Source organism: Arthrobacter sp. AOP36-A1-22 (assembly GCF_052377615.1).
GTDB lineage: Bacteria > Actinomycetota > Actinomycetes > Actinomycetales > Micrococcaceae > Arthrobacter_H.
In genome coordinates this window covers 1-14,931 of record NZ_JBQSWX010000005.1, presented here as the reverse complement: position 1 = coordinate 14,931, position 14,931 = coordinate 1, and the positions used below count along the sequence as shown (strand labels likewise).

The window sequence follows — 14,931 nt, the reverse complement described above, 5'->3', positions numbered from 1 at the left end:
ATAAATGAGCACCCCGAAGTTCTGTCCGGCCGCGCGGGCCTCAAGCCGGACGGCGGATTAGCTCGAGGACAGCGAGTCGAGGATCTTCCGGGTGGCGGCCAGCGCCTCGCCCAGCTCCGGCAAATCGGGGTTCCAGGCCTTCTCCCATTCCAAGGACACCCAGGGATCGACTCCTGTCGGCGCCTGTTCCCGGTACAGCCGGAGCATCTTCTCCAACGGGATGTCCCCCTCCCCTGGCAGGGTCAGGATCGGGGCATCGGCGGTGGAGCCACGGCGGGCATCCTTGAGCTGGAGGTACTCGATGCGCCCGGCGAGCGCCTTCACGGTCGCTTCGGGTTCCTCCCCGCGTTTCCACGGGTGCAGGACATCCCAAATGGTGCGCACCGCGCCCTGCGGCCCCAGGGGGAACAGGATGCGCGCGGCATCGACCCCGCGTGGATGCGAATCATGAGTCTCCAATAAGAGCTGGACCCCATGCATGGCCGCCGGCCCTTCGGCCGCCGTCAGCCGACGGACTGCATTTTCCTCCAGCTCAAAGGCCTCCTCGCGGTCGGCCTCGGAGGTTGAATCCAGCCCGGCACCGGGAAAGACCCTCACGGCCTTCGCCCCGATGTCTGCCGCGAGCCGCAACGCGGCCTCGAGTTCCCGAAAGACGTCGATGTCCTTTCCGGGCGCGCAGATCTTGACATAGCTCCCCACCGCCAAGATGGTGATCCCGGCATCGGCGAAGGCGGTCTTGACCTTCCCACGCTCGGCGTCGTCCATGCTGGCGGAGATAATTCCACCCTCGTGCATCCGCAGTTCGACGCCGGTGGCACCGTGCTCGCCGGCGAGCGCCAGCACTTCGTCGACATCGGCGTCTGGGCATCCCAACGTGGAGAAGGACAGTTGCATGGGGCGTGGTGCTCCTTGGTATCGCTGACGGTGGTGTGCTCCATTGTTGGCCATGTTCCGTTCAGGCGCTACTGCTTTATTCCTTACCTTGACGTGCCGTTGAGTTCCCCTCCAACAGGGCACCGGCACTCGGGGCCGGCCCCGTCACGGACATCAGGAGCGAATTCATGGACCAGGAACTATCCCGCAGGACCGCGCTTAAGGGCGCCGGAGGGGTGGCCGTGACCGGCCTGCTCCTGAGCTTCATCAGCCAAACCGCCCAGCCTGCCCAGGCTGCCGAATTGCCCGCCTTATCAAGCGCCGATTTCGCCACACTGCGCTCCACCTGGGTGGACCAGCTCACCGGCCGGAGGGAATTCATTGCCGGCGATCGGGATTTCGCCAACGCCTTGGCCACCCTGGACCACGCCGCCGCATCGGCCGTGGCCACCCTGGACTCCTCCACGGCCAGAACCCGGATCTTCACGGACTTGGACCTGGCCGCAGCCGGGGACCTGCGCTATACGTATGTGCGCTTATCCCAAATGGCGACCGCCTGGGCCACGCCCGGGGCGGTCTCCTTCGGCCAGGGCACCTTGTTGAAACAGATCCGTGCCGGGCTGTCCGACGCCCACCGGCTGCGCTACAACGACACCACTGAGGAGGAGGGCAACTGGTGGGCCTGGGAAATCGGGGTTCCCCGGGCCCTGGCGGACACGCTGGTACTGCTCTTCGACGAGCTGGACGAGGACGAGCGGGCCGCATACTGCGCAGCGATCGACCACTTCGTGCCGGACCCGTGGCAGCAGTTCCCGCCCTCGCGCGGGAAGATCACCTCGGTCGGGGCGAACCGCGTGGACCTGTGCCAGGGCATCATCGTCCGCTCACTGGTCGACGGGAACGAAGAGAAGCTCCACCATGCCGTCGCCGGACTGGCCGAGGTGTGGCAGTACGTCACCAGCGGCAACGGATTCTTTGCCGACGGCTCCTTCATCCAGCACAGCACCACCCCCTATACCGGCTCCTACGGGGTGGTTCTGCTCAGTGGTCTCGCCAGGCTCTTCGCGCTGCTCGGCGGAACCGATGCCGCGGTCTCCGATCCGAGCCGGGACATCCTCTTCAAAACCGTTGAGGACTCCTTTGCCCCCTGCCTGATGGCCGGGGCCATGGCCGATTCGGTGCGCGGGCGCAGTGTCTCCCGCGAGGAAAACACCGGTTTCGATTTGGGGGCCAGCACCATCGAGGCCGTGCTGCTGCTGTCACGTGCCGTCGACGCACCCACCGCCAAGCGCTGGCGCCGGCGCGCGTTGCAATGGATCACCGATAACGACCACGCCCCCATTCTGGACGGAGCCAGCGTCGCGCGTACGGCACTGGTGAAGGAACTCCTGTCGCTGGGCCTGTCGCCGGCGGCCCCACTGGCCGGCCATTTCCTGTTCCCGGCCATGGACCGCACCATGCACCGCGGCCCCCAATGGTCGCTGTCCACGGCGATGTGCAGCAACCGGATCTCCTGGTACGAATGCGGCAACGGCGAAAATGACCGGGGCTACCATTCCGGCTCGGGCATGACCTATGTCCATGACGCCGATCTGGGCCAGTACGACGACGCCTTCTGGGCCACCGCAAACCATGTCAGGCTACCCGGGACCACCGTAGACACCACGTCCCTGCCGGATAGGGTCGAGGGCCAGTGGGGGGCCGGGACACCGGACAACGAATGGACCGGCTCGAGCGCCAACGAGGAGATCGCCGCCGTCGGACAGCATCTCATCGGTCCCGGAGACACCGGGCTCAGTGCCCGCAAATCCTGGTTCGTCAGCGAGGACGTCATCGTGTGCCTGGGCTCCGACATCCACACCGGTTCCTCGGCACCGGTGGAAACCATCGTGGACCACCGCAACCTGCACCAGGGCTCCAACGCCTTGGTCACCGCTTCGGGGCGCGTCGCGGCGGCGACCAATGCTGAGTCAGTCCTCTCATCGGACCGCTGGGTCCATCTAGAGGGCTTCGGCGCTTACGTCGCGCTGGACGAAGCGCCACTTCACGTACTGCGCGAACGCCGGTCGGGGTCCTGGTCAGATGTCAACGCCAAGGGCAGCACCGAGGTGCAGAAACGCAACTACGCCACGCTCTATTTCGATCACGGCACCTCACCGGAGCAGGCCGGCTACGCGTACCTGATCGCCCCGGGCGCCTCGATCCAGGGGGCTGCGAAACTCGCCCGACGGAAGCAGCACACGGTGCTGCGTAATGACGCGGTCGCCCAGGCCGTCTCCTTCGCCCACGAGAAGACGCTGGCCGCCACGTTCTGGGGGCAGGGCACGGTCGCCGACCTCGAACTGTCGGGCCCGGCCTGCGTCGTCCAGCGCGAGGACGGAAACCGGCTTCAGTTGTCGATCAGCGAACCCACCCAGGGCGCTTCCTCGCTCTCGTTGACCTTCAGGACCAGGCGGCGCTACCGGCTCCTCGAGGGTGATAGAGCCAGGCTGACCCGCAACGCCGACGGGTCGACGACGCTAGAGGTCGATACCCGCGGCCTGGCTGGGGCCACGGTGCACCTCGCCGTTCAGGCCAAGGGCCCGCGGACCTTCACGCCGTCGGGCCGGCAGCACTAGGAGCCGGGGCCCGGCGGTCCGTCGGGCCCGCGGTGGCGGTGCCCGGCACGGTGGCACAGGATTCGCGCACCACAATGCGCGGTCGCAGACGGATCTGGTAGATCGGGCAGGCATCGCCTTCTTTCAACCGGCGCAGCAAGATCTCTGCGGCCATCATGCCCAAGCGATGCTTCGCGGGCGAGATCGCCGTCAACGGGATCGGGGCGATATCGGCCATCTCATCGTCATAGGAGACCAGGGATAGTTCCTCGGGCACCTTCACTCCACGCCTCAGGGCTGCGGTCTGCAGCAGTGTCGCTTCGCGGTCCCCGAACACCAAGGCCGCCGTCGCGCCGCTGTCCCGCAGCCGGGTATACATGGCCTCGGCCTGATCCTGCTCCCATTCGGGTTTTGTCGAACTGAAAATCGGCAGTTCCTCCCCGTCGGCAAAAAGTCCGAGGTCGACTACGGCACTGCGGTACCCGGCGACGACGGCCGATTGGGTGGGGTTGGCGCTCTTGCCCGCTACATTCGACCTCGTCAACACGGCGATGCGTTCGTGGCCCAGCCCGGCCAGGTGTTTCACCGCGTCATAGGCCCCGCCCTGGTGGTCGGAGCAGATGTGTTCGGTCCGATCCGCAGCCCCGAGGTCCTCGAGGCTACGCTCGAGCAGCACCACCGGGACCGGCAGGGCCGCCAGTTCGGCGACCCTCCGCTCCGGATCGGGAATGCCGGTCAGGGTCGGTACGAGCAGCAGCCCGTCGACGCCGGCGTCGAGCAGGAACTGGATGCTGGAGTTCTCCCGGCTCAGATCGTAATGGTAGGTGGACAACTGCAGGCTGGCCCCCTGCGCCGTGAGGTGCTCCTCGATCCCCTGCAGGACTTTCGGATAGTACAGCTGGGTATCCGGCAGCAGAACACCGATGGTGTAGCGCGGTTTCTTCAAGGCCCGCGAGGGTGGGGGGGCGACGAAGCTGCCGGCGCCCTGCCGCCTGATGACGAGCCCTTTATCCACCAGATCCTCGTAGGCACGCCGGACCGTGGTCAGAGACAGGCCGGTCTCCCGGGCGAGTTGGGCCTCCGTGGGTAGCTTGCTGCCCACGGCCCAAGTGCCCGCGAGGATCTCCCGGCGAAGGTCTTCACTGAGTTCCTGAAATTTCAGGGGCTGCTTGCGGACGTTACGCAGTTCCCCCTGGTCGGCGACGAGCCGTCGGTAGTCTGGCACGGATACTCCTTTGGTCATTCCTTCCATAATGCACGATCATTGAAGGAGTTTTAAGGGATAATTCGTCAATGACTTCTGAATTCACCGGGTTTTAGCCGTTTTTCTCCGTCGAGAGGACGCTGATGGCACCTAGTCATTCTTTATTCCTCTCGATAATGCCGGGTATGAAGTAAGGAACACCCGCCATATCCCGTATAGGACTAGGAGTGCCCGTGAAGCGGAACCCACCCAACATCTTGATGATCCTCAGCGACGATCAGGGCGCCTGGGCCATGGGATGCGCGGGCAACGAGGACATCCAGACACCCACCCTGGACGCGTTGGCTGCCGAAGGCACCAGGTTGGAGAACTTCTTTTGTGTCTCACCCGTGTGTTCCCCGGCCCGAGCGAGCCTCATGACCGGCCAACCACCCTCCCGGCATGGAGTCCACGACTATCTGCACGGCGTCGAGGCCGGCCCCAACGCCACCGACTTCCTCTCCGGCCAACCACTCTTCACCGATGAGTTGGCGGCCGCCGGCTACTACATGGGCCTGTCGGGAAAATGGCATCTTGGCGCCAATGACGAGGCCCGCCACGGCTTCGACCATTGGTACGCCTTGGAGGGTGGCGGATGCCCCTACGACCACGCCACCATGTACCGCAACGGTGAGAAGGAACTGGTCACCGACTACCTGACCGACGCGATCACCAACGACTCTGTGGGGTTCATCGAGCAGGCTGCCCGCCAGGATGCCCCGTTCTTCCTGGCGCTGAACTACACGGCCCCACATATGCCGTGGAAGGACCAGCACCCCGAAGAATTCACTCGACTCTACGCGGACACGGCCTTCGCCTCCTGCCCACAGGAACCCATGCACCCGTGGACCACCACCGTGGACGGGGTCCCGCTGGGCGGCGAGGCCGATACCCGTGCGGCCTTGGTGGGCTACTTCGCGGCGGTCAGCGCCATGGACGCCGGCATCGGGCGCGTATTGCACCGGCTCGAGGAACTCGGACTGCGTGAGGACACGATCGTGGTCTTCTCCAGCGACAACGGCTTCAACTGTGGTCATCACGGCATCTGGGGCAAGGGCAACGGCACCTTCCCGCAGAACCTCTACGACTCCTCGGTGAAGGTTCCCGCCATCTTCTCCCACCGCGGCAGCATCCAGACCGGCCGGGTGGCGCAGGAGCTACTCTCCGCCTATGACGTCGCCGCCACCCTGCTGGAACTCGCCGGTCTCGAGGCAAGTGAATTCGAGACGGGGCCCGGTCGCTCCTTCGCCTCAGTGTTGACTGGCCAGGAAACGGAGGCGGCGTCCGTTCCCCGGCCCGTAGTGGTCTTCGACGAATACGGCCCCTCCCGCATGATCCGCAATCGCTTCTGGAAGTACAACCACCGTTACCCCCACGGCCCACACGAGCTCTACGATCTGGAGAACGACCCGGAGGAACGGGAGAACCTGGTTGATAACCCGGCCCATGCCGACCGGGTCGCCGAGATGCGCGCCGAGCTGCAGGAGTGGTTCGACACCTACGGTTCGGCGGACTTCGATGGCAGTTCCCTGCCCGTCGCCGGCGCCGGACAACTGCATCCGCTCACCGGGAACCCGTTGGGCGCATTCACTGCCCCGAATTGGGACGGAACCCCGATCGGGGACGCAGCACGGAAGGAACACCATGGCGCCTGAGCAACCGAACCTGCTGTTCATCATGGCGGACCAGTTCCGCGATGCGGCACTGGGGTTCCGAGATGCCGACCCCACCTACACGCCCAATCTCGACGGCCTGGCCAGGGAATCAGCCGATGTCGCCCATGCCGTGAGCAGCTACCCGGTGTGCAGCCCGCATCGGGCGATGATGATGACCGGCCAACACCCGCACCGCAACGGGGTGCCGGTGAACATCAACTCCAACACCGATGCCGGGCTTCCACCAGACATCGACACCTGGTCCAGGGTTCTCCAGGAATCCGGCTACCAGACCGGGTACATCGGCAAATGGCATCTGGAGGCCGTAACCGCCGAGGACGCCATCTGGGGCGAGGGCTTCCGCGAAGGCGCCGTCTGGGACGCCTATTCCCCACCGGATCGCCGGCACGGCTTCTCCTTCTGGTATTCCTACGGCGCCGCCGACAATCATCTGCGTCCGCACTACTGGATCGGTGACGCGCCGCGCGAGGAAAAGACGATCGTCGAACAGTGGTCGGTCGAACACGAAACGGACGTCGCGGTCGATTTCCTGCGTACCGTGGACACGTCCGGAGGTCCTTTCGCCTTGGTGGTCTCGCATAATCCCCCACACCAACCCTTCGACCAGGCCCCGACCACGTTCCGGGACCGCTATACCGCCCTGACACCCGAGGAACTGTTGACCCGGCCCAACGTCGACCTCGAGACGCCGGCCGGACGGGAGGCCGTGGAGAAGGCCCCCGACTATTTTTCCACCGTCTCGGCCGTCGATGAACAGATTGGCCGCCTCCTGGCGGCCTTGGAGGAGACCGGACAGCGGGAGAACACGATCGTCATCTTTACCTCCGACCACGGGATGCAACTGGGCAGCCACGGCCTGATGTACAAGAACGTTCCGTGGGAGGAGTCGATGTCGCTGCCGTTCCTCATCCGCTGGCCCGGCCATATTGCCGCCGGTCGTAACGAACGGACGCTGATCGGTTCGGTGGACGTTGCCCCGACCCTGCTGGGTTTGACCGGACTGTCCGGCAAGATCCCCGACGCCATGCAGGGCACCGACGTTTCCGCCGATCTGGTGGACCGGACGCCTTCCGGCTCCGCCGGAGGCGGATCGGCCCTCTACTACGGTCCACCAGCGCCCGACGGCGGCCCGGGAATGCGCGGTTTGCGCACCACCGATTACAAGCTCCTGGTCGATTGCCGTCCCGACCCCCGTCGGCCGGGCCGGTACCTGCTCACACCGCGGCTCTTCGATCTGCAGGCAGACCCCTACGAAATGCGTCATCTGGCAGCAATGGAGGACGCGCGCGGCAAAGAATACTGCGTACAGTTGCTTCATGAGCTCGAAGTCGCCGGCGACACCTGGCCGGCTTTGGAGGACCTCCGGGCGATGGTCGCGGACCTGGACCGTTGGTCACTCTGATTCCGCATCGGCCCAAGCCGCCCCGGCCAGCCTGCCCCATCCCCTGAAGAGGACGCCATGAAACTCGAGATCGCCGTCGTCGACCTTCCCGGAGCACTGATTGCCTCCGAGGAGGGCGCCAACCGGGTCGAGCTGTGCGCGAATCTGGAGGTCGGCGGGCTCACCCCTTCCACTGCCCTGCTCGAGTCGTGCCGCGGCCCCTTGGCCGGCACCACCGAGATCCATCCGATCATCCGTTGCCGTCCCGGGAACTTCGTCTACTCCGGTGAAGAGCTGAGGACCATGGCGGAACAAATCGCCTCCTGTGCCGCCCGAGGCGCCGACGGCGTCGTCTTCGGCGCGCTCACCCCCGATGGCTGGATCGACCGGGCGGGAACCCGCACTCTTCTCGATGCGGCCCGCTGGGCCAACCCCGACATGGAAATCACGTTCCATCGGGCCATCGACGAATGCCGCGACCCGATGGAAGCCATCGATCTGTTGGCCGGACTCGGCTTTACCCGCGTGTTGACCTCGGGGGCCGAGGACTCGGTGGGGGCTGGCCTGGATCTGCTCGCCCGTCTGGTCCAGCGTGCCGCCGGACGGCTTCAGGTCATGGCTGGTGGCGGGCTCGTCGTCGAGGATATCCCGGCATTGAAGGCCGCGGGTCTGGACGCCGTACACCTCTCCGCCAGAAGGAAGCCCGCTCCGGTGCCGGCCGGCGCAGCAGCGGCAAGCCCCCGGGTTCGCACGAGCACCGGGACCATGCCGATGGTGCTGACCCCGTCGCCGGAAACCGCAACCGACCGAGAACTGGTCAAGGAAGCCCGCGCCGCTTCGCGCTGACCCGTCGGTTTCAGGCCCCGAAGACTCCCTGATTGATCGCGTCGGCCGGCCATCGTTCATGGCGAATCCACGACAGGTTCGCGGTGATGGCCCCGTCCGACGCCTGCAGCCCGTCGGGCGTCCAGTTCAGAACGAGGCGCCTGGCCACCGCCTCCAGATCGACGTTCCGCCGGGTGAAGCAGACCAGCCAGGACCATCGCGTCTCCGCGCCGGCGGCAGGATCCAGCGTGATCACCGGTACGGCAACCCGTTCACCAAGGATCGATCCGGAGGCTTCGCGGATGCGGGGAGTGGCAGCTACCGTGTCACCTTCCGGGGCACCGACGAACTGGATACCGGAGCGCAACCCGTCCGAACCGGCGGCCAGGGCTCCCGCGGCGGTGAGTACGGATTCCGGTTCGGTATCACCAGCCAAGGCATAGCCGCTGGCTTCGAGGGGCATGGCCACGGCACCACGGATACGCGCGGCACGCAGCTCCACGCCGTCGGGCAGCAGCGCCGTCGCATAATCGACCTCGATATCACGTCCCGCGGCGTCCAGCCGGAATCTGCTGCTGCCACCTCCCGGACGGGCCACCCCGGCCACCGGTCCGCGGTTCAAACTCGTTGAGTCGTCCAACGGCACATAGAGGTCGTTATCGCGCAGGCTGCCCTGCTGGACCGGGGCACTGGCCGTGCTGAAGGCTAGTCGGCGATACAGGGCCGAATCGTGGCGCGGGTGGCCCCCGGTGCCGAAGTTGGCGACTTTCACGATGTCGTCACGGTGGTTCCCCTGGACCAGCCACTGCGGTCCGGACAGGACCCGATTCACATCGGCCCCCTCAATCTCCAGGGCCGCCTCCGGCGCGGTCCAGGCCGGATGGTCGGCCGGGAGCAGCAACCCCAAAAACCCCTTGGCCGCCCACAACGGGGAGCCCGGGGCGTTATAGGACTGCAGGATGGAGGATCGCGGCCCCCACCATCCCAGCGGGAGCACCCCGTCGTCCCCGACGCCCCGGTCCGTGAAGTGCCGGGCCACCCCGGAAGCGAGCCGCCGGGTCCGCCCCGGAGGCAATGCCTCCACCCCTTGGAGTTCGCCCATCCACAAGGGGGCGACGACGCCCCAGCGATAGATCAGCGACCGCCCCTGGATCAACGGGCTCCCTCCGGCAGCGAAGAGGTGCTGGTAGCCCCGCAGGAACATCTCCAGGCGCTCCCGGTAGAGCCGCAGGCGTTCGGCCGACGCCGTGGCCGCCGCCACGGTTCCGGAGAGCATCTCCAGGATGAAGAACGGGTACAGCTGGAAGGTCCAGGCGTTGTAGTGGTCGAATCGGCGTCCCTCGCCGTCGGAGTACCAGCCATCCCCGGCGTACCAATCCTCGATGCGGTCCAACGCGGCCTCGATGCCGAACCGGTCGCAGGGGGCGCCGACCGAGGCCAGGAAGGCCTGGATGGTGGCCCCGAAAAGGACATGGTTGTTATCGGCAGAGGCCTGGCCGGTGGCTCCGGAGAGCCAGTGGATGATCCGGGCTTGCACCCCGTCGTCGAGCCCGTCCCAGAGCCAGGGGCGGGAGAAATGCAGACCGAGGACGATCGCGGTGGCTTCCACCGTGGGTTGGCCGTGGTCGGTCAATCGCGGCCACTGTTCGGCATCGCCGCACCGGGTTCCTGCCGCCAGCGCGTCGGCGTACCACTGCACCAGGGCAGGATCTGAACCTGCCGAACCGGCGATGCGCAGCGCAGCCAGCAAGAACGACCGCGCGAAACCCTCCAACTGGTCGGTGGCGTTTTGTCCCGCTGCCGGCGGAAAGACCACGCGGGCTCCCGCGGGAGAGGAATGGCGGTGGGCCCCGGCGATCAACCGGTCGGCCAACCGTTCCCACTCGACGCGGCCCCATCCGGTGAAGCTCCGGGCTTTCTCCATGGCCTGCTCTTTTCGCGTCGGTTCCACCTGGTGTCGCTACAGTGCCTGTTGCAGATCCGCTACGGTTTCGGCACGGACGGGTTCGGTCTTCCGTGAGGTGGCGGAACGGTAGGCGGCGAGGATGGTTTCCACGATGCTGCGGGCATGGTTGTTGCTCACCTGTGGTGAGGCCCCGTTGACGGTAGCCAGGAAGTCGGCCAGCTGGGCGGTGAACCCCGTCTGGATGTTATCCGCCGAGGGGACGTGGAGCGTGCTGCTTTGTCCGTGGTGACGAATGATGGTCCCGCGGTCGGGGGTGCAGGAGATCGTGCCTTCCTCGCAGATCAACAGGATCTCGTCCAGCCGCTGCGGTGGATCCGAGACGATGACGATGTTGATCTCCACCCCGTTGCGCAGGTGCAAATTCAGGTAGCCGTCGGTCTCGACCTCGACACCGAAACGTGCCAGGGTCCGGGAGTCGACGGTTTCGGCCGCCGAATCAGCGAGCCAGAGTGAGCGGTCGATGCAATGCCCGCCGATGTTCATGAACGCACCGCCGCCGGCCATCACCGGGTCGAAGAACCATGCCGGCCGGGTGCCGGGGCGGTAGTTCGTACTGCGGAAATCACGGATCATCAGCAGCTTTCCCAGCTTCCCGGAGGCCAAGGCCTCGTGGGCGGCAACCTTTTCAGGCAGGAAATGCTGGATATGCCCGACAACGAGTGTCACCCCTGCTTGTTCGCAGGCGCGCATCATGACATCGCAGTCCGCCAAGCTGATGGCCATGGGCTTTTCCACCAGCACATGCAGGCCTGCGTCGGCGGCGTCGAGCACCATTTGCAGATGCAGGGCATGCGGGGTGTTCACGATGACCGCATCCAGTTCCGCCTCAGCGTACATCTTCAGGTAGTCGGTATAGACGGCTGCCCCGGTCAACACGGCGACGTCGGAGGCCGTATCGGGCCGAAGGTCACAGACGGCGACCAGTTCGACGTCGGGCAGCGTGGTGGCTGCCTGTGCATGCAACGGGGCGACGGCACCTGCCCCGATGATTCCTAGACGGATCAATTGCTTACCTCTTAATATGCGTCGTGGACCGTGGTTGATGCGTGGTCCTGATCGTGGGTCGTGACCTTGGGTCGGCACGGCCGGTCCTTAAGAGATGATTATTCAAGCCAATAAAGAATGATTCCAGACGTAATCGTCGACGATTATGATCTGCGCTGCTTTCACGGGTCGACGGAATGCGGATAAAACCATGAAAGACCATGTTTTGTCACAGGACTTCTTCAAGTACCACTTGAATCCTTCTTTTTGACGCTGTGATAGTCGTCTCAACCGAACCGCAGTATCCGCGGTTCACCCTCACGAAAGGTGAATGCCATGGGCAAAACAGCCCGCTATTTTCGCCCCACGGCCCTCCTCCTCGGATCGGCTTTGGTCTTCTCGGTCACCGGTTGCGGCGGCCCCGCCTCCTCCTCGAGCGCCGAAGCACAGGCAGATGACATGACGACTTCCATCGACGGCCAGACGCTGACGTACTGGTCCATGTGGAAGGAAGGCGAAGCCCAGCAGAAGGTCATCGCCTCGGCCATCAAGGACTTCGAGAAGGACACCGGCGCCAAGGTGGACGTGCAGTGGCAAGGTCGCAGCAACACGCAGAAGCTGGTGCCGGCACTGAACACCAACAACGTCCCTGACCTGGTGGACGGGGCCTACGGCAAGTTGGCGACCTCGGTCGGCGACACCGGCCAGGCCCTTGGCCTCGGCAGCACGTACGACGCCGATGTCGACGGCAAGACAGTTTCCGAACTGATTCCGGAGAAGTACCTCAAGAACGCAGACATCTCCGACGAGAACGACCAGCCCTGGATGCTGCCCTATAACTTCAGCTCCGAAGCGTTCTGGTTCAACAAGAAGGACCACCCGGAGATCGCCGCCAACCCACCCAAGACGTGGGACGATTTCATGGCCACCTTGAAGAAGCTCGAGAAAGGCAAGGCCGCGCCGCTGGCAGCGGACGGCGACATCGGCGGTTACAACTCGGCGTGGATCATCAACCTGGTCCTGCGACACGGCGGGCCCGGCTCCTTCAAGAAGCTGGCCGCGGACACGTCCGGTGAGGCCTGGTCCTCCCCCGAGGTCCTGGATTCGGCGAAGAAGGTCGAGGAAATCGCCAAGAGCGGTTACCTGATCAGCGGTTACGACGCCAGCAAGTTCCCCGCCCAGCAGCAGAAATGGGCCACCGGCAAGGCAGACCTGCTGTTGAACGGTTCGTGGATCCCGGCCGAAACCGCGCCTTATGCCTCGAAGGGCTTCGACTACGCCTCTTTCCAGTTCCCCTCCGTTGACGGCAACCCGACCAGCGTCCGCGCCGACTTCGTTGGATTCTCGATCCCGCGCAAGGCCGAGCACGCAGCCGCTGCCGAACAGCTCGCAGTGACCCTGCTGGACAAGAAATACCAGGACCAGTTCGGCGCCAAGGCCAAGGTCTTGCCGATCCGCACCGATGCCACCATCGCCCCGGAAATGCAGGACATCAAGGATGCTGTCGATGAGACCGAGAGCATCAACCTCGCCTTCGACGGCGTGGTCTTCCCCGGCTACCAGGAGAAGATCCTCTGGCCCAATACCGACCAGCTCTTCCTGGGCAAGATCACCGCTGAAGAGTACGTCAAGAAGATGCAGCAGGATCAGAAGCAGTACTGGAAGGACAATGGCTAATGACCTTGACCCCAGTCCAAGAGGTCGGCGCTGAACCGGCCGAGCAGCCCCGGGGCGCACCACGGGGGCGCAAGAAGAAGCAGGAATCCGGCAGTTCCATCGACCGGCAGCGGCGCAAGCTCCTGATCCCGTTCGTCGGGCCAGCGTTCCTGTTCTACACCATCCTGTTCATCGTCCCGTCCATCGGCGCCTTCTGGATCAGCCTGCATAAGTGGTCCGGTTCGGGGCCCATGAAGTTCGTGGGTCTGAAGAACTACTCCCAGGTCTTCCGCGACGACCTGTTCCTCACGTCGTTCGGCAACACCCTGCTCCTGCTCTTCGTCGTCGGCATCGCGATCTTCGTGATCGCCTTCGGGCTGAGCCTGGTGCTGCGGGACATGATGGGCAAGAAGATCGCCCGCTCGGTGATCTTCTTCCCCCACCTGATCAACGCGTTGGTCTTTGGCGTTCTGGCCGGGTTCATCTTCAATCCGGGCGGGCTGGTCAACAAGCTGCTCGAGCCATTGGGGGTCACCGACCCGCCCAAATGGCTCGCCGCGGACAACCTCTTCCCACTGATCATGGTGACCATGGTGGCCACCACCACCGGCTACTTCACCACCATCTTGATGGCCGGAGTGGACCGCATCCCCCCGTATTTCTATGAGGACTGCGCTCTCGCCGGGGCGACCCCGTTCCAGCGGCTGCGCTACGTGATCCTGCCGCTGACCTGGGATGTCTTCGGGACGTGTGCGGTGTTGTGGACGATTTCGTCGATCAAGATCTTCGAGATCATCTGGGTGTTCGGCGGCAGCAGCGGCGCCGGACTCCCTCCGACCGAAACCTGGACGACTGCGGTCTACACCTACGTCACCGCGTTCTCGGGCCAGTCCACGCCGGCCTACGGTGCGGCGACCGCCTCGGCGATCATCTCGCTGGCCCTGATCTCCGTCCTCGTCATCATCCTGCGTCGTGCCATGCGCCGTGACGCCGTCGAATTCTAGGAGGAAGCATGTCTGAAAACCTGGACGTCGCCGTCGTCACTCCCATCCGCAGGAAACGCAATCGTGCCGCAAGCCCCGCCATGGCGGGGGAACGCACCTTCCTGCGCGGTCTGGGGATCACGGTCCTCTGGATCGCCGTCGCCGTCATGATCCTCATGCTGGTGTGGATGGTCGCCCAGTCCTTCCGTGGCACCAGGGAAATCCTGAGCGACCCGTGGGGCATCCCGGCCTCGATGGACTTCACCAACTACGTGAATGCCTGGACCGTGGGCAATTTCGCCCAGGCCACGTGGAACAGCTTCATGACCACCGTGGTCTCCTCCGTGGTGGCCGTGGCGGTGGCGGCACCCGCTGCCTACTATCTGGGCCGCGTCGAGAACAAGCTGACCAATGCGTTGAGCCTGTACTTCATCCTGGGTCTGGGCATCCCCGCCCAGGTGATCCTCATTCCGCTGTTCGTCATGCTCAACAAGGTGTACCTGACCGATAGCCTGCTCGGGCTGAACCTGGTGTATATCGGCATCTCGATGCCGTTCACCGTCTTCCTGCTCACGGCCTTCTTCAGGTCGCTGCCGATCGAGATGGAGGAGGCTGCGGCCCTGGACGGTTCCAATGCGTTTGGAACGTTCTTCCGCATCACCCTCCCGCTGGCCAAGGGCGGCATTTTGACCGCCTTCGTCCTGCAGGTCATCGCGCACTGGAATGAAACCCTGCTGTCGTTGACGC

Annotated in this window: 11 protein-coding genes; 7 read left to right on the top strand and 4 right to left on the bottom strand. The window is 64.9% G+C overall.

The window, feature by feature from the left end; genetic code table 11:
- Positions 1-57: 57 nt before the first annotated feature.
- Positions 58-894 (bottom strand): sugar phosphate isomerase/epimerase family protein, encoded by an 837-nt coding sequence (locus tag ACT3S2_RS04455; RefSeq protein WP_443384178.1) that lies wholly within the window; start codon positions 892-894, stop codon positions 58-60.
- A gap of 167 nt (positions 895-1,061) precedes the next feature.
- Here ACT3S2_RS04455 and ACT3S2_RS04450 point away from each other — a divergent pair, with 167 nt between their 5' ends.
- Entirely contained in the window at positions 1,062-3,491 is a 2,430-nt protein-coding gene (locus tag ACT3S2_RS04450) for a polysaccharide lyase 8 family protein (protein WP_444561324.1), read from the top strand.
- Here ACT3S2_RS04450 and ACT3S2_RS04445 read toward each other — a convergent pair.
- Positions 3,466-4,695 (bottom strand): GntR family transcriptional regulator, encoded by a 1,230-nt coding sequence (locus ACT3S2_RS04445; protein ID WP_444561323.1) that lies wholly within the window; start codon positions 4,693-4,695, stop codon positions 3,466-3,468. The genes ACT3S2_RS04450 and ACT3S2_RS04445 overlap by 26 nt on opposite strands.
- Before the next feature lie 212 nt (positions 4,696-4,907).
- On the opposite strand from ACT3S2_RS04445, the gene ACT3S2_RS04440 reads away from it, so the two are divergent.
- Genes ACT3S2_RS04440 through ACT3S2_RS04430 form a run of 3 tightly spaced genes read left to right on the top strand, consistent with a single transcriptional unit; the run spans position 4,908 to position 8,616 of the window.
- Positions 4,908-6,368: a sulfatase-like hydrolase/transferase gene (locus ACT3S2_RS04440; RefSeq protein WP_444561322.1), complete on the top strand. Its 1,461-nt coding sequence runs from the start codon at positions 4,908-4,910 to the stop codon at positions 6,366-6,368.
- Positions 6,358-7,791 carry a sulfatase family protein gene (locus ACT3S2_RS04435; protein ID WP_443384174.1) on the top strand — a complete coding sequence of 478 codons (1,434 nt, stop codon included), beginning with the start codon at positions 6,358-6,360 and terminating at the stop codon, positions 7,789-7,791. The genes ACT3S2_RS04440 and ACT3S2_RS04435 overlap by 11 nt, the downstream gene beginning before the upstream one ends.
- A 57-nt stretch (positions 7,792-7,848) precedes the next feature.
- Entirely contained in the window at positions 7,849-8,616 is a 768-nt protein-coding gene (locus ACT3S2_RS04430; RefSeq protein ID WP_443384173.1) for a copper homeostasis protein CutC, read from the top strand.
- Between the two features lie 10 nt (positions 8,617-8,626).
- Here the strand turns inward: ACT3S2_RS04430 and ACT3S2_RS04425 are convergent, their stop codons facing one another.
- Positions 8,627-10,519, bottom strand: coding sequence for a DUF2264 domain-containing protein (locus ACT3S2_RS04425; RefSeq protein WP_443384172.1), 1,893 nt, complete (start codon positions 10,517-10,519; stop codon positions 8,627-8,629).
- Between the two features lie 36 nt (positions 10,520-10,555).
- Positions 10,556-11,566, bottom strand: a complete 1,011-nt coding sequence (locus tag ACT3S2_RS04420; protein WP_443384171.1) for a Gfo/Idh/MocA family protein — start codon at positions 11,564-11,566, stop codon at positions 10,556-10,558.
- Between the two features lie 315 nt (positions 11,567-11,881).
- Between ACT3S2_RS04420 and ACT3S2_RS04415 the strand changes: the two genes are divergently transcribed.
- The 3 genes from ACT3S2_RS04415 to ACT3S2_RS04405 all read left to right on the top strand — a co-directional run.
- Entirely contained in the window at positions 11,882-13,222 is a 1,341-nt protein-coding gene (locus ACT3S2_RS04415) for an ABC transporter substrate-binding protein (RefSeq protein ID WP_444561321.1), read from the top strand.
- Entirely contained in the window at positions 13,222-14,205 is a 984-nt protein-coding gene (locus tag ACT3S2_RS04410) for a carbohydrate ABC transporter permease (RefSeq protein WP_443384308.1), read from the top strand. The genes ACT3S2_RS04415 and ACT3S2_RS04410 overlap by 1 nt, the downstream gene beginning before the upstream one ends.
- A gap of 8 nt (positions 14,206-14,213) precedes the next feature.
- Positions 14,214-14,931: carbohydrate ABC transporter permease (locus ACT3S2_RS04405; protein WP_443384309.1), on the top strand; the 718-nt coding region annotated here is incomplete at its 3' end.

Bases quoted from the DNA above. Each gene is read 5' to 3' on its own strand.
- ACT3S2_RS04455 (WP_443384178.1), bottom strand. From the start codon at position 894: ATGCAACTGTCCTTCTCCACGTTGGGATGCCCAGACGCCGATGTCGAC.
- ACT3S2_RS04450 (WP_444561324.1), top strand. From the start codon at position 1,062: ATGGACCAGGAACTATCCCGCAGGACCGCGCTTAAGGGCGCCGGAGGG.
- ACT3S2_RS04435 (WP_443384174.1), top strand. From the start codon at position 6,358: ATGGCGCCTGAGCAACCGAACCTGCTGTTCATCATGGCGGACCAGTTC.
- ACT3S2_RS04430 (WP_443384173.1), top strand. From the start codon at position 7,849: ATGAAACTCGAGATCGCCGTCGTCGACCTTCCCGGAGCACTGATTGCC.
- ACT3S2_RS04425 (WP_443384172.1), bottom strand. From the start codon at position 10,519: ATGGAGAAAGCCCGGAGCTTCACCGGATGGGGCCGCGTCGAGTGGGAA.
- ACT3S2_RS04415 (WP_444561321.1), top strand. From the start codon at position 11,882: ATGGGCAAAACAGCCCGCTATTTTCGCCCCACGGCCCTCCTCCTCGGA.
- ACT3S2_RS04410 (WP_443384308.1), top strand. From the start codon at position 13,222: ATGACCTTGACCCCAGTCCAAGAGGTCGGCGCTGAACCGGCCGAGCAG.